The organism is Mesorhizobium sp. M0437 (assembly GCF_040321335.1).
Lineage (GTDB): Bacteria > Pseudomonadota > Alphaproteobacteria > Rhizobiales > Rhizobiaceae > Mesorhizobium.
Genome location: NZ_JAMYRK010000008.1, coordinates 70,392 through 88,583, shown reverse-complemented (window position 1 = coordinate 88,583; position 18,192 = coordinate 70,392). Strand labels below are relative to the sequence as shown.

At 62.8% G+C, this 18,192-nt stretch carries 20 protein-coding genes; 10 read left to right on the top strand and 10 right to left on the bottom strand.

Annotation, left to right across the window (positions count from 1 at the left end; translation table 11 throughout):
* The first annotated feature begins 96 nt into the window (after positions 1-96).
* Complete coding sequence (locus tag NKI72_RS07930; protein ID WP_352835748.1) at positions 97-1,128, top strand: 2-dehydropantoate 2-reductase; 1,032 nt, start codon at positions 97-99, stop codon at positions 1,126-1,128.
* On the opposite strand, the gene NKI72_RS07925 is transcribed toward NKI72_RS07930, so the two are convergent.
* From NKI72_RS07925 to dapD, 4 genes are all read right to left on the bottom strand, one after another.
* Positions 1,118-2,218, bottom strand: coding sequence for a GGDEF domain-containing protein (locus NKI72_RS07925; RefSeq protein WP_352850028.1), 1,101 nt, complete (start codon positions 2,216-2,218; stop codon positions 1,118-1,120). The two genes, NKI72_RS07930 and NKI72_RS07925, sit on opposite strands and share 11 nt — an antisense overlap.
* 336 nt (positions 2,219-2,554) lie before the next feature.
* On the bottom strand, positions 2,555-3,343 hold the full coding sequence (locus NKI72_RS07920) for a hypothetical protein (RefSeq protein ID WP_352455973.1): 789 nt from the start codon (positions 3,341-3,343) through the stop codon (positions 2,555-2,557).
* Between the two features lie 21 nt (positions 3,344-3,364).
* A complete protein-coding gene (locus tag NKI72_RS07915) occupies positions 3,365-3,742 on the bottom strand; it encodes a DUF805 domain-containing protein (protein WP_352455974.1) in 378 nt (125 codons plus the stop codon).
* Positions 3,743-3,772: 30 nt separating this feature from the next.
* On the bottom strand, positions 3,773-4,627 hold the full coding sequence (gene dapD, locus NKI72_RS07910) for a 2,3,4,5-tetrahydropyridine-2,6-dicarboxylate N-succinyltransferase (RefSeq protein ID WP_352455975.1): 855 nt from the start codon (positions 4,625-4,627) through the stop codon (positions 3,773-3,775).
* A 145-nt stretch (positions 4,628-4,772) separates the two neighbouring features.
* Here dapD and NKI72_RS07905 point away from each other — a divergent pair, with 145 nt between their 5' ends.
* Entirely contained in the window at positions 4,773-5,612 is an 840-nt protein-coding gene (locus NKI72_RS07905) for an LOG family protein (RefSeq protein ID WP_352832661.1), read from the top strand.
* A 34-nt stretch (positions 5,613-5,646) separates the two neighbouring features.
* On the opposite strand, the gene NKI72_RS07900 is transcribed toward NKI72_RS07905, so the two are convergent.
* Complete coding sequence (locus NKI72_RS07900) at positions 5,647-6,354, bottom strand: pyrimidine 5'-nucleotidase (RefSeq protein WP_352455977.1); 708 nt, start codon at positions 6,352-6,354, stop codon at positions 5,647-5,649.
* A gap of 161 nt (positions 6,355-6,515) precedes the next feature.
* On the opposite strand from NKI72_RS07900, the gene NKI72_RS07895 reads away from it, so the two are divergent.
* Positions 6,516-7,277 carry a GGDEF domain-containing protein gene (locus NKI72_RS07895; RefSeq protein WP_023677477.1) on the top strand — a complete coding sequence of 254 codons (762 nt, stop codon included), beginning with the start codon at positions 6,516-6,518 and terminating at the stop codon, positions 7,275-7,277.
* A gap of 49 nt (positions 7,278-7,326) precedes the next feature.
* On the opposite strand, the gene NKI72_RS07890 is transcribed toward NKI72_RS07895, so the two are convergent.
* The gene (locus NKI72_RS07890; RefSeq protein ID WP_352472352.1) at positions 7,327-7,494 is read right to left on the bottom strand and encodes a hypothetical protein; all 168 of its coding nucleotides are present in this window, start codon (positions 7,492-7,494) and stop codon (positions 7,327-7,329) included.
* A 94-nt stretch (positions 7,495-7,588) separates the two neighbouring features.
* Between NKI72_RS07890 and NKI72_RS07885 the strand changes: the two genes are divergently transcribed.
* On the top strand, positions 7,589-8,089 hold the full coding sequence (locus NKI72_RS07885) for a MarR family winged helix-turn-helix transcriptional regulator (protein ID WP_352850026.1): 501 nt from the start codon (positions 7,589-7,591) through the stop codon (positions 8,087-8,089).
* On the opposite strand, the gene phhA is transcribed toward NKI72_RS07885, so the two are convergent.
* On the bottom strand, positions 8,084-8,917 hold the full coding sequence (gene phhA / locus NKI72_RS07880) for a phenylalanine 4-monooxygenase (protein WP_352615014.1): 834 nt from the start codon (positions 8,915-8,917) through the stop codon (positions 8,084-8,086). The two genes, NKI72_RS07885 and phhA, sit on opposite strands and share 6 nt — an antisense overlap.
* A gap of 140 nt (positions 8,918-9,057) precedes the next feature.
* Between phhA and NKI72_RS07875 the strand changes: the two genes are divergently transcribed.
* Both NKI72_RS07875 and bchE read left to right on the top strand, forming a co-directional pair.
* Positions 9,058-9,534: an Lrp/AsnC family transcriptional regulator gene (locus NKI72_RS07875; RefSeq protein ID WP_352455982.1), complete on the top strand. Its 477-nt coding sequence runs from the start codon at positions 9,058-9,060 to the stop codon at positions 9,532-9,534.
* Between the two features lie 102 nt (positions 9,535-9,636).
* On the top strand, positions 9,637-11,175 hold the full coding sequence (gene bchE, locus NKI72_RS07870; RefSeq protein WP_352832655.1) for a magnesium-protoporphyrin IX monomethyl ester anaerobic oxidative cyclase: 1,539 nt from the start codon (positions 9,637-9,639) through the stop codon (positions 11,173-11,175).
* A 19-nt stretch (positions 11,176-11,194) separates the two neighbouring features.
* On the opposite strand, the gene argB is transcribed toward bchE, so the two are convergent.
* Positions 11,195-12,088 (bottom strand): acetylglutamate kinase, encoded by an 894-nt coding sequence (gene argB, locus NKI72_RS07865; protein WP_352472350.1) that lies wholly within the window; start codon positions 12,086-12,088, stop codon positions 11,195-11,197.
* A 96-nt stretch (positions 12,089-12,184) separates the two neighbouring features.
* Positions 12,185-13,681 carry an amidase gene (locus tag NKI72_RS07860; RefSeq protein ID WP_352472349.1) on the bottom strand — a complete coding sequence of 499 codons (1,497 nt, stop codon included), beginning with the start codon at positions 13,679-13,681 and terminating at the stop codon, positions 12,185-12,187.
* Positions 13,682-13,807: 126 nt separating this feature from the next.
* Between NKI72_RS07860 and NKI72_RS07855 the strand changes: the two genes are divergently transcribed.
* The 4 genes from NKI72_RS07855 to msrB all read left to right on the top strand — a co-directional run bounded on the left by NKI72_RS07855 (position 13,808) and on the right by msrB (position 16,485).
* Positions 13,808-14,347: a sigma-70 family RNA polymerase sigma factor gene (locus NKI72_RS07855; protein WP_352540035.1), complete on the top strand. Its 540-nt coding sequence runs from the start codon at positions 13,808-13,810 to the stop codon at positions 14,345-14,347.
* Entirely contained in the window at positions 14,344-15,048 is a 705-nt protein-coding gene (locus NKI72_RS07850) for an anti-sigma factor (protein ID WP_352472348.1), read from the top strand. The genes NKI72_RS07855 and NKI72_RS07850 overlap by 4 nt, the downstream gene beginning before the upstream one ends.
* Before the next feature lie 204 nt (positions 15,049-15,252).
* Entirely contained in the window at positions 15,253-15,810 is a 558-nt protein-coding gene (locus NKI72_RS07845) for a fasciclin domain-containing protein (RefSeq protein WP_352539955.1), read from the top strand.
* 174 nt (positions 15,811-15,984) lie between these two features.
* On the top strand, positions 15,985-16,485 hold the full coding sequence (gene msrB, locus NKI72_RS07840) for a peptide-methionine (R)-S-oxide reductase MsrB (protein ID WP_352615007.1): 501 nt from the start codon (positions 15,985-15,987) through the stop codon (positions 16,483-16,485).
* A gap of 126 nt (positions 16,486-16,611) precedes the next feature.
* On the opposite strand, the gene NKI72_RS07835 is transcribed toward msrB, so the two are convergent.
* Positions 16,612-18,165, bottom strand: coding sequence for a DHA2 family efflux MFS transporter permease subunit (locus tag NKI72_RS07835; protein ID WP_245274730.1), 1,554 nt, complete (start codon positions 18,163-18,165; stop codon positions 16,612-16,614).
* Positions 18,166-18,192: the final 27 nt, after the last annotated feature.

The following is an 18,192-nucleotide window of genomic DNA, read 5'->3' as shown; positions in this document are numbered from 1 at the left end:
CACGGCCAGACATAAGGGCCAGCCATGCCGCCGACATTATGGTTTTCATGCCGTATGATTGCGGCAAAGGCCTCTCGACCAAGGCAGGGCCATTGCATGGTCACGCGTGGCAAGACAATCGTAATCGCAGGTGCCGGCAGTATCGGATGCTACGCCGGCGGCTGCCTGATACTTGCCGGGCGAAAGGTGGTTCTGCTGGCGCGGCCTCGCATCGAGAAGGCGCTGCAAAAAGGTGGATTGCGCATCACCGACCGTGATGGCCGCGACCGATCCGTCAAGCCGGAGGCATTGTCGGTCACCGCCGATCCGGCCGCGGCATTCCCCGGTGCCGATGTCATCCTGGCAACGGTCAAGAGCGGCGCGACGCAGGACATGGCCGGGCTTATTGCGGCCCATGCCCGACCGGATGCGGTGATACTCAGTCTGCAGAACGGCGTCGACAATGCCGATAAATTGCGAGCCCATCTCACCGCCCGGCGGGTGCTCGCGGGCATGGTGCCGTTCAACGTGGTCCAATCGGCGGAGGGCGAATTGCCGCTTCGCCTGCACCGCGCCAGCGGCGGCAAGGTGATGATCGAACAGGGCGCGACAGGCCTTGACGAACTGCTCGACGTCGAGGGCTTTGCCGTCGCCACGCATGGCGACATCGAAGCGGTGCTATGGGGCAAGCTGCTGCTCAACCTCAACAACGCGCTGGTGGCGCTTTCCGGCCTGCCGCTGGTGGCAGAGCTTGCCGATCGCCGCTGGCGGCTGATCCTGGCCGGCCAGATCGACGAAGCATTGGCGGCAATGACGGCGACAGGCATCGAACCCGCTCGCATCGCCGGCCTGCGTCCCGCGCTGCTGCCGAAAGTGCTTCGCCTGCCCGACTGGCTGTTCAAGTTCTTGGCGCGGCGGATGCTTGCCATCGATCCGGCCGCGCGTTCGTCGATGTGGGATGACCTTCAGCGCCGCCGGCCGACGGAGATCGGCGAACTGCAAGGCGCGGTCCTGCGTTTGGCCGAAAAGGCCGGCACGCCGGCACCTTTGCTGAAGCGCGTGGCGGCACTGGTGCGCGCGGCCGAGCAGGAGAGAAGCGGATCGCCCTGCCTGTCGCCGGAAGCCGTTGTCGCGACCGTCAGATCGTAGCCCGCACAGGCGCCCAGTAACGGCCCTTGCCGGTGCGCTTGGCTTCGTACAGCGCATGGTCGGAACAGGTGAGCAGGATTTCCGGATCGCCGCCGTCGGCGGGTGCGAAGGCGCTGCCGAAGCTCAAGCCGACATGGATGGCGGAACCGACCCCGAGGTCGAAAGGCACCGAGACCTTTTCGATGGCCCGCTTTGCCAGGTAGGTGGCCTCGATCTCCGAGGTTGCGGGCAAAAGGATGACGAATTCATCGCCGCCAATGCGGAAGACCACGTCCCCCGGACGGAAGCCGCGCTTCAATCGTTCGGCCACCTTGCGCAGCAGCACGTCGCCGACGGCGTGGCCAAAACGGTCGTTGACCTGTTTGAAACCGTCGAGATCCATGCTGAGCACTGCAAACGGCTTGCCGCCATTGGCGGCCGGCGCCGCAAGGTCGCGGCACATGTCGCGCAATTTCTCCTGCAGGAAGATGCGGTTTGGCAGGCCGGTCAGCGCGTCCTTGATGGCCAGGTCGCGATTGTCCAGTTCGGCGCGGATCATGCGGGCATTGATTGCGTGGTTCTGAAGCAGCACGATGATGACGCCGACCACATAGAACGGCGTTTGAATTCCGACGATCGGCATTCCGGGCGCCGCAGAAAACAATGCGCCGACCACGTAAGGCAGGCTTACGGCCAACATGACGAATATGGCGAAGCGCGGGGTCGCCGCATTGCGTGACGACACCACGCCGACGACGCCTGCGACATTCAAGGCGGCAAGTACGGAAAGCGCCATATTCCCGCTGGCAACACAGCCATAGCAGCCGAGGCCGAAAACGACCGACCAGACGCCGCTGGCTGCCATCAGGCCCGCCAGCGGCCCTTTCGAGCCGCGCCTGCGGGCCTGCTCGCATTCCCGCATCAGCAGAACGCGGACGGTGAAAAGCATCAGGTCGGCGGCAATCCAGGCGTAGGGCCACCAATCTCCGGTGGCAAGAGCGGCGCTGACCGCAACCAACAGAACGCTGATGGTGCCGAACAGGACTGCGAATTTGCGGTCGAAGGTGGTGTCGAGAAGCCGGGCGCGGACAGCTTCCGGTTCCAATTTCATCGGCGAAGAGAACCAGGCAAACAGGCGAGCGGCGGCGCTCCACGTTTTGCGCGGCTCCTTGGTGGTCAGGGATAGGTCGCTTGCCAGTCGAGCGCTCCGTGCCGGTCGACACAGTCTTCGCCGGCATGCTGGGCCAGGGTGATTAACATTCGCTTAGAGCATCCGGCGCAAAACCGGGCTTTCGGAACTCCCCGCTCCGCCGCTCTGGAGCAATTCCAGGAAAAGTGTGAAGCGGTTTTCCGTCCGGAATTGCGTCAAAACAAAAAAGATAGAGCGGTTCGGCGTTTCTGCGAAACGATGAACCGCTCTAGCGGATCTGCCGCCGGGTTGCCGGTTTTAGCTTGCCGGCCCCGGTCGTCTGCGGACTGCAGGCCGGCGCGGCGGGCCCGGCTCGGGATCGGTCTTCGCCGCACGTGCCGGCTGCCCATGAGGGGTTTCGATCAGCGTGATCTTCTGCCAGATCTTTCGCGAGAGGTTCGAAGCCAGGTTCTCGATGTCATTGACGCCGTCGATGACCACGGCGTCATTCACCGATTGCGCGAACAGCGCGGCGATCTTGCCGGTGATCGACAGCATTTCGGAGCAGTAGTCGAGATAGCGGGCAAGGTCGGCGGCGTTGGTGATGCGGGCTGGCGAATGCGCAGTCGGCTTGAAACTGGCTGAAAGCGTTGCCGGATCCTTGGTCAGCTGGTGCATGTCGATGACGTGGATCAGCGACCGCAGCCCGTGGAGCTGGCGAAACACCCGCTTGCGCTTGATCCGCTCCTCGGAGCGAATCAGGGCCAGGAAGCCCAGCACCGCGAGGATGATCATGTTGAGGGAGGCTTCGATGCCTTGCACCGACTGGAAGGCATCGTGGTTTCCCGAGATGCGGCCGAGCGGCAGGATTGTGCCGACGAACAGGAACATCAGCGCTCCGACGACGAAGGCGGCGATGATGAGGCCGCGCAGCCACCAGATCGGCGCCTCCAGCGCCTTGGCTGCCTTTGCCAGATCGCGCGACAGCGACACGAGCTCGGCGGCGACGCCGCGCAAGCCTGCATCGGGAAAGCGCTCGGCGACGCGCCCTTCCAGCCGTTCGGCGGTTTCGAGGATCAGTTTCGGATCAAGCGAGCGGTAGCGCATGACGAAATGTCCGATCGGTGCTCAGGGTTCGGCCGGGGCGTTGGTGCGCTTGCCGTAGCGGTTGGGGCCGGGTTGCCCTGGAAACAGGCAAAGCACGAGGAAAGCGATGATCGAGACAACCGGCACGAACAGCACCAGCGCCGCAACGCCCGGCTTGTCGAGGTCGTGCAACCGCTTGACCGCCAGCACCACGTTCGACCAAAGCGAGGCAATGAAGGCGATGAAGAAAATGAACGACCACATGTTGCTCTCGGTGGTGCCCTCCGGCACCAGCGTGAAACGGTAGAGCGGGAAGGCCTGTATGATGGCCACCAGCAGTCCTCCAAGAAAATAGGCCGCGCGGCTGACGCGGCCCGAAGCTTTGAAGAAAAGCCAGATGAGGTCTGATCTATCAGGCAAGCGAATTCCGTCCGTATTCGTTGAGAAAGATCAATCGCGCAGCAATTCGTTGATCGATGTCTTGGAACGGGTTCTGGCATCGACCCGCTTGACGATGACGGCGCAGTAGAGGCTGGGGCCGGGCTCGTTGTTTGGAAAAGGCTTGCCCGGCAGCGAGCCGGCGACGACGACGGAATTAGGCGGCACCTCGCCGTAGAAGATCTCGCCGGTGGCACGGTCGACGATCTTGGTCGACTGGCCGATGAAGACGCCCATGCCGAGCACCGAGCCTTCGCGAACGATGCAGCCTTCGACCACTTCGGAACGGGCGCCGATGAAGCAATTGTCCTCGATGATGGTTGGGCCGGCCTGCATCGGCTCCAGCACACCGCCGATGCCGACGCCGCCCGACAGATGCACATTCTTGCCGATCTGGGCACAGGAGCCGACCGAAGCCCAGGTGTCGACCATGGTGCCGCTGTCGACATAGGCGCCGACATTGACGAAGGACGGCATCAGCACGGCGCCGGGCGCGACGTAGGCGGAGCGGCGCACGATCGACGACGGCACGGCGCGGAAGCCCGCCTTCTCGAAATCGACGGCGCTCCAGCCGTCGAATTTTGAGGGCACCTTGTCCCACCATACCGCCTGACCGGGACCGCCCTCTATGATCTCCATCGGGGTGAGCCGGAAGGACAGCAGCACCGCTTTTTTCAGCCACTGGTTGACGTGCCATTTGCCGTCGGCCTGCCGCTCGGCGACGCGTGCGACGCCCCGGTCGAGCAGGTCGAGCGCCGATTGGATGGCCTCGCGCGTCTCGCCGCGGGTTGCGGTCGAAATCGTGTCGCGTTCCTCGAAGGCGTTCTCGATGATCTCCTCGAGGCTCGCGAGATCGGGCTTCGACATGAATTCGCTCCATTACCAAGCTGTTAAGGGCCGGCGCCTTAACCTGTTTGAAAGTCGCGCGGACCCTATGTGAAGGCTTGGGGAGGGTCAATCGCGGCAGCGTCACGGGACGGCGCAGGTGAATGATTGGACGGGTAAAGCAAATATGACTCCCATGGAAAAGGCGGGATGGACGCCGCTGCCGCATTCGGACGAGGATCTGGAGCGATCGAAAAGCGTGCCGGACACGCCGCAAACGCGCGCGGAGACATATCGGCTGGCCTGGAACGACCCCGATTTCATGACGCGGCGCGAGTTGCGCGCGGTCAGGCTGCAACTCGAACTGCTGAAGCCGGAGATGATCCTGGCCGAGCGCGGCATCCAATCGACCGTCATCCTGTTCGGCGGCGCGCGCATTCCCGAGCCCGGCGGCGAAGCCTGGGCGGCCAAGAACGAGACGCAGAAGAAGAACCTCGAGCAAAACAGCAAATATTACGAGGAGGCGCGCAAATTCGCCCGCCTCTGCTCACAGCAGTCGGCCACCTCGTACTATCGCGAATTCGTCGTGGTGACCGGCGGCGGGCCGGGTGTCATGGAGGCCGGCAATCGTGGCGCCGACGATGTTGGCGCGCCGTCGATCGGTCTCAATATCGTGCTGCCACACGAGCAGGCGCCAAACGCCTACGTGACGCCGGAACTCTGCTTCAACTTCCACTATTTCGCGGTCCGCAAGATGCATTTCGTCATGCGTGCCAAGGCCGTTGCGGTGTTTCCAGGCGGCTTCGGCACGATGGACGAGTTCTTCGAGACGCTGACCCTGATCCAGACCGGCCGCATGGAACGCGTGCCGGTCATTCTGTTCGGCAAGGCTTTCTGGGCAAAGGCGATCGACCTCGATTTCCTCGCCGAGCAAGGCACGATCACACCCGGCGATCAGGATATCATCGATTTCGTCGACACCGCTGACGAGGCCTGGGGGATCGTCAGCCGCTTCTATAAACTTTGACATGCAAGCAAGGACTTGAAGCGCGCCGGCTGCCTCAAGCAGGGACTTCCACGATCGCCGTGAGAAAGCTGGCGAGGTCGTCGGTGACGAAGTCCACATCGTCCTCGTTGGCCGGGTCGCGTTCCCAGATTTCCGAGAAGGTCGGCTCGAAATTGCGCGGCACCACCAGCACCGTGGTCATGCCCAGCGATTTCGGCACCGACAGGTTGCGGGCAAGATCTTCGAACATCACCGCATTTTGTCCGGTAACGGCGTGGAGTTCGGCAAATTTCTCATAGGATTGCCGCGCCGGCTTCGGGTTCAGTCCGGCTGCGACGATATCGAAAATATCATCGAAATGCTCGAGAATGCCCAACTGCCGCGCGGTGCGTTCGGCATGCCGGCGATCCCCGTTGGTGAAGATGAATTTACGGCCGGGAAGCTGGCGAATGGCGGTGCCGAGGACGGGATCGGGCACCAGCCAGGAATAATCGATATCGTGCACTTTCTCGAGAAAATCGTCGGGGTCGATGCCGTGGCGCGTCATCAATCCGTTCAGCGTCGTGCCATATTCGCGGTAGAGCTCCTTTTGCAGCTTGCGTGCTTCCTCGCGCGGCAGCGTCAGCAATTCTCCGACGTAGGCGGTCATCTTCACATCGATCTGCGAGAACAGATTCGAATGATGCGGATAAAGCGTGTTGTCGAGATCGAACACCCAGTCGGTGACATGGGCAAAGCGGGCGGGGTCGGGAAGTGTCGTCATACGTCCTTATGGCACGAAACGATCTTTCTAACAGGAGGTTTATCCACAACCTATGCGCGCCCTGGGTGGTAAAAATGGCGCCATGATTAAAATCTTAAGCATCGCCGAAAGGTGACATTCAGCGCTTTGCTGGAACCAAGACGGACCAGTGGGAGCAAGCGATGAATCGCATATTTCTAAAGTCTGCCGCCATCGCTTTCGCCTCCGTCGCGGTCTCGCTTTTGCTGACGCTGATCGTCGTGCCGGCAATGGGGTTTCCGATCAATCGCACCATCTGGCTGACATCCACCGTGTGCCCGCTCGCGCTGGCCTGGAGCGTCGGCGCCTATACGTTCTGGCAGGGCGAAAGGTTGCAGACCGCGCATCGCGAGCTCGCCCGCGCCCATGCCCAACTCGCCGCCGCACACAGGCGCTTGGCGGAAAAGGCGAGCCGCGACGACATGACCGGCATGCTCAACCGCGAAAGTTTCTTTGCCGCTCTCGACGGCTCCCGGCGCAAATCCGATCGCGGGGCATTGCTGATCGTCGATGCCGACCATTTCAAGACCATCAACGACAGCTACGGCCATCTGATCGGCGACGATGCGCTGCTCCTGATTGCAAACGCGATAGAGCGTGGCGTGCGCAGCGGCGACGTGCTTGGCCGCATCGGCGGCGAGGAATTCTGCGCCCTTCTGATTGGTGCCACCGAACACGAGGCCAGGCGCATCGCCGAGCGCATCCGCCGTGAAGTCGAGCGTATCCGTTTCCGGCCCGTCGACGAACGAACGGTTCCGCTGACAGTCAGTATTGGCGGCATCACCTGCGGCAGAGACGCCGCAGTGTCGGAGCTAATGCGCGCCGCCGACCAGCGGCTCTACGAGGCCAAGCATCGCGGCCGGAATCTGTCGATCATCGACCGCGATATTTCCGAAGCCGCCTGAGCTCGGCCCTAAGCCTTCTGCTGCATTCAACCGCGCCGCTGCCAGACTGTCAAAATCCGACGATGGCGATGCGGAACAGCAGGGCGGCCGCCGCCAGCGCCACCAGAGCGATGCCAAGGCCAATGGGAGAGCCCCAGCCATACCACTCCATCGCCAGCTTGGCATATCTGAACTCCTCGGCCGGTGTGAATGGGCCGCGCGTTGGGGTCTGATTCATGTTTCACTCCTTGCAGGCTGCGACAGGCCTTTGCCTTGCGCCTGATGCAGCATATTACTATAATGGCGGTAATGTTATGCAAATTGATAGTTAGATGATCGAAATAAATTCGTCAAACATGAATCGGGCCGACATGAAGACCGCCGTCAGCCTTGCCATTATGGGCTGGCAGGACGCGACGCAGGCTTATGACGAGGCAGTGGGCGATAAGCTTGGGCTGAGTATGGCGGAACGCCATTGCCTGGCGCTGCTCTATGGCGGCCCGCGATCGGCTGGCGAGGTCGCGGCCGCAACAGGGTTGACGCCGGCCGCGGTCACCGCGCTGATCGACCGGCTGGAGGCACGCGGCCTGCTGACACGAACGCGCAGCCTCGAGGACAGGCGCAAGGTGGTCATAGAGGCGACGGAACTCACGCGAGAACTATCGACGCGCTATTATGGCGCGATCGCGCAGGAGGGGGAAAAGGTGATCGCCACATTCAGCGACACTGAACTCGCCACGATCCTGCGCTTCGTCACGGCGTCGCTCGACCTTCAGCGCGACCAGCTGGCCCGGCTGAAGGCCGAGGCTTTGGAAACAGCCGACAGCCTATAGGCTCGCCGGGTCGAGCGCTGGCTCGCCTTTGCGGCGCGCCACGATCGCCGCAAGATCGGCGGTCTCGAAAGCATCACGCAGGGCGTCGAACGACGGCAGCACGAAATAGGCACGCTGGAACTTGTCGATCTCGTAGCCGGTGCGCATCACGGTTTCCAGGTCGAACGGGACATGGTGCGCCTCGCCGCCTTCGACCGCGAACTGAAGCTCCGTGAAGGATGACATCAGCCCGGCGCCGAAAGCCTTCAGCGGCTGGCCCGGCTCGCGTATCAGCCCGTATTCGACGGTGTACCAGTAAAGCCTGGTGATCATCTCGTCGCCGCCGAGCGCAATCACGCTATCGGCCTTTTTGCCATACATCTGCATGAAGTCGGCAAAGACCGGCTGCGTCAGGATCGGCACGTGACCGAAGAAATCGTGGAACATGTCGGGCTCGACGATGTAGTCGAGCTCCTTTTGGGTTCGAAGCCAGTTGGTGACCGGGAAGCGGCGGTTGGCGAGGTGGTCGAAGAACGGCTGGGCGGGGATGAGCCCCGGCACGGCGACGATCTCCCAGCCGGTGAACTTGCGCAGCTTCTCGCTGACCGCACCGAAATCCGGGATCTTGTCGAGAAGGCCGAGCGCCGCAACGCCATCGAGATAGGAATGATGGGCGAGCTTCCTGGTCAGCTTCGTCTGGCGGTCGCACAGTGTGCGCCACACCGCCTGTTCTTCGTCGTTATAATTGTAGCCCTGCGCCACGGTGAAATCGGCACGGCAGACCGAATAATCGCCGCGAAGACCTCGCGCCGCGCATTCGCGGGCATAGTCGGCAACGTTCATTGTCATGGCTTGCTCTCCCTGGAAATCATGATCAGCGGATTGCCGGAAATTCTAGCCGGATGGCGCGAGGCAAATCAGCTTTGATGGTGGCTCAAACGCAGGGTTGGAGGTAAAAGGCTCCACGATCGAGCTTTGGGAGAGTGAAAATGCCTCAGTTTGACGAATTCGAGATCAAGATGCTCGACATCCTGCAGCGCGACGGGCGCAAGCCGGTCTCCGAATTGGCGCAGGAGATCGGCCTGTCGACGACACCTTGCGCGCGGCGCTTCGAGGCCCTTCAGCAGGCGGGCATCATAAAGGGCTTCGCTGCGGTGCTCAGCCGCCGCGCCGTCGGGCTGATGGTCGAGGTGTTCATCCAGGTGCGCCTCGTAACCCACAGCGACGGCTCGCCCGAAAACTTTATCGCCGCCGTGCAGCGCATGGACGAGGTGTCGTCGTGCTGGACGATGACTGGAGACTACGATTTCCTGCTGCATGTCATGGTGCCGTCGGTCGACGAACTCAATGCCTTCGTCATGCACCGGCTGATGCGGCTCGAAGGCGTGCGCGACGTACACACGCAGCTTGTGCTGCAGAACATCAAGGGGCCAGGCCATGTCCCGCTTGCACATCTCAGACGATAGGCATTTCTGCGGAAAAGCTGCACACGAACTGCTGAATCGAGCCAATCTCCAGAGCTAGATCGCCGACTACGACATGCGGACCGCCATTGCATAAGGTCCGCCATGAAAATCGTCCTGATCAATCCGCCACATACAGCTATCGGCAGCCGCGTGCCGGACGACCATCTGCCGCCGCTCGGTTTGCTGGCACTGGGCGGTCCGCTGATCGACGCGGGACATCAAGTGCGGCTTGTGGACGCCGAATTCGGGCCGATGGCGCTTGCCACGCTGGTCCGGGACGCGTTGAGCGATCATCCCCACTGTATTCTGATCGGCCATTCCGGCTCGACGTCTGCGCATCCGACAGCCCTGCTGATCGCCGGCATGGTCAAGCACATCGATCCGGCGGCAATCCTGATTTATGGCGGCGTGTTTCCGACCTATCACTGGCGCGACATACTGGCTGAAACGAATGTCTTCGACTTCATCGTTCGTGGCGAGGGCGAGGCGACCATCGTCGCGCTGGTCGAAGCGCTTGAAAACCGCAAGCCGCTGTCGGATGTGGCGGGCATCGCCTTTCCTGACGATTTGCGCCAGCCCTTTGCCACCAAGCCGGCAAGAACGATCGCCAACCTGGACGACTACCGCATCGGCTGGGAACTGATCGACCTCAGTCGCTACAGCTATTGGGGAGGCAAGCGCGCGGTGGTCATGCAGTTCTCGCGAGGCTGTCCGCATCTGTGCAACTATTGCGGCCAGCGCGGCTTCTGGACGCGCTGGCGGCACCGCGACCCCGGGAAGTTCGCGCGGGAGATTGCCTGGCTATACCGCGAGCATGGCGTCGAGCTGATCAACCTTGCCGACGAGAACCCGACGTCGTCCAAAAAAGCCTGGCGCGCCTTTCTCGATGCGATGATCGCCGAGAATGTGCCGGTGCTGATCGTCGGCTCCACCCGCGCCGACGACATCGTCCGCGACGCCGACAGCCTGCATCTCTATCGCCGGGCCGGCGTCATCCGCTGGCTGCTTGGCATGGAAAACACCGACGAGCGGACGCTTGCATTGATCCGCAAGGGCGGCAGCACCTCGTCCGACCGCGAGGCGATACGGCTGCTGCGCCTCAACGGCATCTTGTCGATGGCGACCTGGGTGGCCGGTTTCGAGGACGAAAGTTTGCGCGACCTCTGGCGCGGCTTCCGCCAGCTGATCGCTTATGACCCCGACCAGATCCAGGCGCTCTATGTGACGCCGCATCGCTGGACGCCGTTCTTCAGGATTGCCAAGGACCGCAAGGTGATCCAGCTGGACGCCCGCCTGTGGGACTACAAGCATCAGGTCCTGCGGATGACCCGCCTCAAGCCGTGGATGCTGTTCTTCGCCGTCAAGCTGATCGAACTGGCGGTGCAGTCGCGGCCCAAGGCCTTGGCGCGCATCCTGTTCCACAAGGATCCGGAGCAACGGCATTCGATGCGCTGGTACACCAGAATGGGCCGCCGCGTCTGGTTTCGCGAAGTCTGGGGCTTTCTGGTCCGCGACCGCCGCCTCAAAAATGGCCCGACGCTCGCCGAATTCTGGGGCGCGCCGCAAGACGAGGAAGAGGAATCGATGGTTGTCGAACGCCTGCCGCGTAAGTCCGTGACCGCTATTTCGCCAAACGCATGAGCCCCTCAGACACCCGGCCTCACGGCACGATCAGCGTGCCGGCGCCGTGTTCGGTGAACAGCTCGAGCAGCACCGCATGCGGCGTCTTGCCGTTGAGGATGACGACGCCTGCGACGCCGCGCTCGATTGCCTCGATGCAGGTCTCGACTTTGGGGATCATGCCGCCCGAGACCGTGCCGTCCTTGATCAGGGCCTTGGCCTCGGCCACGGTCAGCTCGTCGATCAGCTTCTTGTCCTTGTCGAGCACGCCGGGCACGTCGGTAAGGAACAGCAGGCGCGTCGCCTGGCAGGCGCCGGCGATGGCGCCGGCAAAAGTGTCGGCGTTGATGTTGTAGGTATGGCCGTCGCGGCCGGGCGCCACCGGCGCCAGCACCGGGATCATTTCGGACCGCGCCAGGAGGTCGAGCAATGTGCGGTCGACCTCGACAGGCTCACCAACGAAGCCCAGGTCGAGCACCCGTTCGATGTTGGAATCCGGATCGATCATGGTCTTTCGTGCCTTTTCGGCAAACACCATGTTGCCGTCCTTGCCGCACAGGCCGATCGCCCACTCGCCCTCGGCATTGATCAGCGCGACGATCTCCTTGTTGATCGACCCGGCCAGCACCATCTCGACAATCTCGACGGTTTTCTGGTCGGTGACGCGCAAGCCGCCCTCGAATTTGGATTCGATGCCCATCTTGGCGAGCATGGCGCCGATCTGCGGCCCGCCGCCATGCACGACGATCGGGTTGACGCCGGATTGTTTCAAAAGTGCGATGTCGCGGGCGAAAGCCTTGCCGAGCGCGATGTCGCCCATCGCGTGGCCGCCATATTTCACCACGACCGTCTTGTTCTCGTAGCGCTGCATGTAGGGCAGCGCCCTTGAAAGCAGCGCGGCCTGCATTTCGGCGGTGGCGGCGACATCCGTCATCGGCGTGGATCCCAGCTTGGCATGAACGGCGGCGTCTTAGCGGGAATTAGACGACGGGGCAAACGGCTTTGCTGTCACGATCGATCAAATCACCGCCTATGCCGGCCGCTGCAGCGGCGCCCGTCGGCCCAGCCAGCCCGAGATCCTTTCCATCTGCGCGGCGAACGACAAAAGCGTTTCCTCGTCGCCGGGGCGGCCGGCGGCCTGGACGCCGAGCGGCAGGCCGGCATCGGTGACGTAAACCGGAAGCGTGATCGACGGTTGCCCGCTGACGTTCTGGATCGCCGGCCAGTGGGTGAACCACAGGCTCTTGTCCATCAGCTGGCCGAATAGCGGCTTGAACTTCAGCAGGCCGGCGAGGCGCAGTCTGTCCAGGACATTCTCGATGAATTCGTCGGCGCCTTTCGGGTCCATGGTGCCGCAGGCGAGCGGCGGGTGCGCGATGACAGGCATCAGCACTGCATCATAGTGCGCGGTTTCGGTGATAAGCCGGCGCGAGGTTGCGTGCAGCCGCTGCAGGCCGGCATAGATTTCGCCGGCCGAGAGGATTTCACCGAACCGGCTCATCACGCGCGTGGCGCGTTCGATGTCGCCTGAGATGGAGCGGCCGACGCGCAAGGCCTCGCCACGCATCGTGCCGGCCACCGCCGCGGCGACGGTTCTGGCGAAATCGGCGATGAAATCACGATCGATATAGGGCAGGTCGATCTCCTCGACGCCGTGCCCGCCTTCGCGCGCCAGCGCAATCGCCGCATCCAGAGCTTTCAACGTCTCTTCGGATATCGGCAAGCCGAGCGGCGATTTTCGATAGAAGGCGAGCTTGAGCTTGCCCGGATCGCGCCCGGCGGCCGCAGTGAAACTGCCGTTCGGCGAGGGTGCCGCGTAGGGCGACAGCGGGTCGGGCCCGTGGGTCAGGTCGAGCAGCAGGGCCGTATCGCGCACGGAGCGGGCCAACGCATGGTCGACGACGAAGCCGTACCAGCTTTCGGTGACGAGCGGCGTCAAGGGTACGCGGCCGCGCGAGGTTTTCAGCCCGACCAGCCCGGTGCAAGCGGCAGGCACCCTGATCGAGCCGCCGCCATCCGAGGCATGCGCCACCGGCACGACGCCGGCCGCGACCAGCGCAGCCGCACCGCCCGAGGAACCGCCGGTCGTATGCGCGGTGTTCCATGGATTGCGGGTGACGCCGTAAGCCACCGACTCGGTCACCAGCCTCAGCCCGTGTTCGGGTGCGGTGCTGGTGGCGATCGGGATCAGGCCGGCGGCCAGATAGCGTTCCGTCATCACCGAACTGAAATCGGGGGTGAAAGCTGGGATGCGGCTGCCGCCATGCGTCGGCACGCCTTTCATGGCGATGCCGAGGTCCTTCAGCGCAAAGGGCACTCCGGCAAGCGGCAGCTTGTGGTCGACGGTTTTCGCTCGCGCCCGCGCCGCCTCAAAAAGCGGTTCGGCGATGGCGTTGATCTCCGGCAGGGTGGCCTCGGCCCGGGCGATCGCCGCATCGACGAGATCTTGCGGTGTGATCTCTCCCTTGTGCACGAGTGCGGCCTGGCCGGTTGCGTCATGCTCCCACAGAACCCGCTCGATCGACATGGTCGCCCTCCCGCTCATTGCAAGCTAGCGGGCGGCGATTTCATTGGCAATCGACGCTGGCGCTGCCGGTGCGCAAGACCATTTCAGTCGTTGCAAATACATTACAATCGCCTAATTTGGCGGCGAATGACGCCGCAGGACATCAGCAACCTGATTGTCCGGACTTCGATGAAGGACCGGGCTGCGTTCGATCTGCTCTACCGGCAGACCAGCGCGAAACTTTTCGGCGTCTGCCTTCGTGTATTGAAGGATCGGGGAGATGCTGAAGAAGCGCTTCAAGAGGTCTTCGTCAAGATATGGACGAAGGCGGACCGTTTCGCCGTTTCGGATCTGAGCCCGATCTCCTGGCTGGTGGCCATTGCGCGCAATCATGCGATCGATCGGATCAGGGCGCGGCGAGAGCCTGCCGCCTATATCGATGCCGCGCTCGACGTGGCCGATCCGGCGCCGGGGCCGGAGACCATGGCCGTGGCGGGCGGTGAGTCCGAACGCATCTACCATTGTCTCGAGGAATTGGAGAAGGACCGGGCGGCGGCCGTTCGGGGCGCCTATCTGGATGGCAAAAGCTATGCCGAACTGGCGGAGCGCTATGGCGTACCGCTGAACACGATGCGGACCTGGCTGCGGCGCAGCCTGTTGAAACTGAGAGAATGCCTGGAGAGATGACGCTGGCTGACGACAATGGACCGGAACGTGGGGGCGACGACCTGTTCGCCGCCGAATACGTTCTTGGCGTTCTGGCCGCCGATGAACGCGAGATCGCGTCGCGCCGCATCGATGCGGACGCCGCCTTCGCGCGCCTTGTCGATGCCTGGGAGGCGCATCTTTCGCCGATGGCCGCCGCCTATCCGGAGACAGAGCCTCCGATCAGGGTCAAGGAAGCATTGGACCGCCGGCTTTTCGCTGCAGAGCCGCGCGCCGGCCTGTGGTCGAGCCTTGGCTTCTGGCGCGGTCTTGCCGCCGCCGCCATTGCGGCGCTGGCGATCTACATCGCCGTGCCTTACTTCCGCCCGTCCACCGAGCCGCCGCAGGCGCGGCTTGTCGCCTCGCTGGCGGCCGAAGGCAGCGACGTCAAATATCTCGTCGTCTACGATGCCGCCCGTCACGAGGTCGGTCTTTCCCACGTTTCCGGCGAGCGGGCCGCCGGCAAGGACTTCGAGCTGTGGATGATCGAAGGCAAGAAGGCGCCGGTGTCGATGGGCGTCATCCCGGCCGGTGCGACCGCGCATTTGGCCATCCCGCCCGCCGTCCAGGAGAAATTGGCGCAAGGCGCCGTGCTTGCGGTCAGCGTTGAGCCGGCCGGCGGTTCACCGACCGGCCAGCCGACTGGACCGGTGGTCGCAGCGGGCGATCTGAAGAGCATCTGACCGCTTCTCATCGCGGGAAGCAGACCTGAAATCTATCTCCCGCGATGTAGACGCCTGCAAAGCTTGTTGGCGGCTGTCGATCCGAGCCCGGCAAATTGCAGCGACAAATATTTTTTTGCGGAGAGGGCGAAACTCCAGCATTTCTATCGCGTATCTCCTTGCGTTCCCAAATGAGGGGAACGATAACCCGAGGAGATTGAAATCATGCGTAAATTCGCCACCCTTTTGCTTGCCGGCACGGTCGCCATTTCCGCGCTCGCCACCATTGCCTATGCTCAAAATCCGATGGTCGGCGGCGCCGCCATGTATGCCCAGAAAAACATCGTCGAAAATGCTATCAACTCGAAGGACCACACGACGCTGGTCGCTGCCGTCAAGGCAGGCGGCCTGGTCGATACACTGCAAAGCGCTGGCCCCTTCACTGTGTTCGCGCCGACCAACGAGGCCTTTGCGGCACTTCCAGCCGGCACGGTGGAGACGCTGCTCAGGCCTGAAAACAAGGACAAGCTTGTCAAGATCCTGACTTGCCATGTCATCGGCGCCAAAGCGATGGCCGCCGACGTCGCCAAGATGGTCAAGAACGACGGCGGCACCCACAAGGTCAAGACGGTCGGTGGTTGCGAACTGTCGCTCAAGGCCGACGGCGGCAAGGTCACCGTGACCGACGAGAACGGCAACGTCGCCAATGTGACGATCGCCGATGTCGAGCAGTCCAACGGCGTCATCCACGTCGTCGACAAGGTTCTCCTGCCGAAGATGTAACAAACGCACGCTGCCGGCGAAGATATCGCTAAGGGCCTCCCTGCGCACGCTCCGCGCCGTTCACGCAAGATGTGGATAGGCGCGGAGTCCCGCTTTGAGGACAGCGATCGTCACCGGCTTTTGATTTCCGTGTGGCGGTCGAATTTGGCACAAGCAATGACAGGAGGAATGGCCATGAACCGTCGCGAGCTTCTTTTGAGTGGTGCGGCAGCCATTGGCGTTGTCGCAGGCGCCACCGCGCTGCGCATGGGCGGAGCCCAGGATGCACGCGCGGCTGAGACTTTCGAGGTTACCAAGACCGAAGCCGAGTGGCGCGCCATCCTGTCCGACGCGGCCTTCAATGTGCTGCGCAAGGAGGGCACGGAATACCCGGGCACCAGTCCGCTGCTCAACGAGCACCGCAAAGGCATCTTCGCTTGCGCCGGCTGCGGCCTGCCGGTCTATTCGTCAGAGACCAAGTTCGATTCCGGCACAGGCTGGCCGAGCTTCTGGCAGGAAATCCCGAATTCCGTCGGCAAGACCGTGGACAGGTCTTTGGGCATGACCCGCACGGAGGTCCATTGTCGCCGCTGCGGCGGCCATCTCGGCCACGTATTCGACGACGGTCCGCCGCCGACCGGGTTGCGACACTGCATCAATGGCGTTGCCCTGACCTTCAAGCCGGCGACCGGGTGAGGACGGCTGCGACCCTGACTTTGTCGGAGCGCGAGAGGACTTCGTAATGGTTGATTTTGCGCATGACCCCGAAAATCGCTTTTCGGGGTCATGCGCGAGGGCGCCAGGCGGGGGATCCAGCGCGCCTCAATGGCCCCCGCCACCGCCGCCCTGAGCGGCTGGCTTGCGGATCACCAGGGTGAAGAGCCCAAGCGTCGCGAACAAAACCGTCAGCATGAAGAATACGTCCATGAACGACAGCAGCGACGCCTGCTGCTGGACCATGCCTGACAGTTTGGAGATGGCCGCCTTGGAGGCGTCTAGCCCGGCGGTCTGCTCGAAGTTGAGCGTCATGTTCTGCAGCTTCTGCTGCGCAGCGGCACTTCCCCATTGCACGTGCTCGGAAAGCCTGGCGTAGTGGAAGGCATTGCGGTCGATCAGCACGGTGTTGATGACTGCCAGGCCGACGGCGCCGCCGAGATTGCGGGTCAGGTTGAACAGGCCAGACGCATTCTTCAGCCGCTCCGGCGGCAAGGTTCCGAGCGCAATGTTGTTGATTGGCACCATGCAAAGCATCATCGAGCAGCCGCGCAGGATCTGCGGGATCAGCAGTTCATAGAAATCCCAGTCGGCGGTGAGATGCGTCATCCACCAGGTCCCCGTGGCGAAGCCGAAGAAGCCGATCATCATCATGATGCGCGGGTCCATCTTGTTCGACAGGATGCCGGAGATCGGCGCAGTGAAGAACATGGCTAGGCCGCTGACGAACAGCGCCTCGCCGATCATCATCGAATCGTAGCCGCGGATCCGCCCCAGAAACACCGGATAAAGATAGGTCAGACCGTAGAGGCCGATGCCGACGACGAAGGAGAACAACGAGCCGAAGGCAAAATTGATATTGCTGAAAGCCCTCAGGTCGACAATCGGCTCCTCGGCGGTGAACACGCGCCAGAAGAACAGCACCGCGCCGAAAGTCATGATGACGGCGCAGATGAACACCGCCTGATCCTGCAGCCAGTCGTTGTTGGGACCTTCCTCCAGCACATATTCCATGCAGCCCAGGAAGGCGGCCATGCCGGCAAGCCCCCACCAGTCGAACTTGCTGAACAGCTTGAGATTGGGTTTGTCGAAGTCGATCAGCGACCAGGCGGCCGTCGTCACCAGAATGCCGGGCACGACGTTGACCAGGAACAGCCAGTGCCAGGACATGGCATGGCTGATATAGCCGCCGACGGTCGGGCCGATGGTTGGCGCCAGCGTCGCCACCAGACCGATCATCGGCGAGACGATGGCGCGACGCGACGGCGGGAAGATGGTGAAGGCGGCTGCAAAGACGCTCGGGATCATGCCGCCGCCGATGAAGCCCTGCACGGCGCGGTAGACGATCATCTGGTCGATATTGGTTGCGGTCGCCGCCAGCGCGCTGGCCGCGGTGAAACCTGCCGCCGAGATTGTGAACAGTACCCGCGTCGACAGCATCCGGCTGAGGAAGCCCGACAGCGGGATCATCACCACCTCGGCAATCAGATACGCCGTCTGCACCCACGGAATCTCGTCCGAACTGGCGCTCAGGCCCGCCTGGATCTCGGCCAGCGAGGCCGAGACGATCTGGATGTCCAGGATGGCCATGAACATGCCGAACACCATTGCCAGGAAGGCGATGACGCGGCGCGTCGAGATGTGGTCGACCGGCACCGGCATGGCTGGCGCCGGCGCCGATCCTGCAGT

Coding starts and splice junctions, on each gene's coding strand:
- phhA (WP_352615014.1), bottom strand. CDS start 8,917: ATGACAATGAACGTTGCCGACTATGCCCGCGAATGCGCGGCGCGAGGT.
- dapD (WP_352455975.1), bottom strand. CDS start 4,627: ATGTCGAAGCCCGATCTCGCGAGCCTCGAGGAGATCATCGAGAACGCC.
- msrB (WP_352615007.1), top strand. CDS start 15,985: ATGAACCGTCGCGAGCTTCTTTTGAGTGGTGCGGCAGCCATTGGCGTT.
- NKI72_RS07920 (WP_352455973.1), bottom strand. CDS start 3,343: ATGCGCTACCGCTCGCTTGATCCGAAACTGATCCTCGAAACCGCCGAA.
- NKI72_RS07860 (WP_352472349.1), bottom strand. CDS start 13,681: ATGTCGATCGAGCGGGTTCTGTGGGAGCATGACGCAACCGGCCAGGCC.
- NKI72_RS07895 (WP_023677477.1), top strand. CDS start 6,516: ATGAATCGCATATTTCTAAAGTCTGCCGCCATCGCTTTCGCCTCCGTC.
- NKI72_RS07850 (WP_352472348.1), top strand. CDS start 14,344: ATGACGCTGGCTGACGACAATGGACCGGAACGTGGGGGCGACGACCTG.
- NKI72_RS07855 (WP_352540035.1), top strand. CDS start 13,808: ATGACGCCGCAGGACATCAGCAACCTGATTGTCCGGACTTCGATGAAG.
- NKI72_RS07885 (WP_352850026.1), top strand. CDS start 7,589: ATGATCGAAATAAATTCGTCAAACATGAATCGGGCCGACATGAAGACC.
- NKI72_RS07835 (WP_245274730.1), bottom strand. CDS start 18,165: ATGCCGGTGCCGGTCGACCACATCTCGACGCGCCGCGTCATCGCCTTC.
- NKI72_RS07900 (WP_352455977.1), bottom strand. CDS start 6,354: ATGACGACACTTCCCGACCCCGCCCGCTTTGCCCATGTCACCGACTGG.
- NKI72_RS07925 (WP_352850028.1), bottom strand. CDS start 2,218: ATGAAATTGGAACCGGAAGCTGTCCGCGCCCGGCTTCTCGACACCACC.
- NKI72_RS07930 (WP_352835748.1), top strand. CDS start 97: ATGGTCACGCGTGGCAAGACAATCGTAATCGCAGGTGCCGGCAGTATC.
- NKI72_RS07905 (WP_352832661.1), top strand. CDS start 4,773: ATGACTCCCATGGAAAAGGCGGGATGGACGCCGCTGCCGCATTCGGAC.
- argB (WP_352472350.1), bottom strand. CDS start 12,088: ATGACGGATGTCGCCGCCACCGCCGAAATGCAGGCCGCGCTGCTTTCA.
- NKI72_RS07890 (WP_352472352.1), bottom strand. CDS start 7,494: ATGAATCAGACCCCAACGCGCGGCCCATTCACACCGGCCGAGGAGTTC.
- NKI72_RS07875 (WP_352455982.1), top strand. CDS start 9,058: ATGCCTCAGTTTGACGAATTCGAGATCAAGATGCTCGACATCCTGCAG.
- bchE (WP_352832655.1), top strand. CDS start 9,637: ATGAAAATCGTCCTGATCAATCCGCCACATACAGCTATCGGCAGCCGC.
- NKI72_RS07845 (WP_352539955.1), top strand. CDS start 15,253: ATGCGTAAATTCGCCACCCTTTTGCTTGCCGGCACGGTCGCCATTTCC.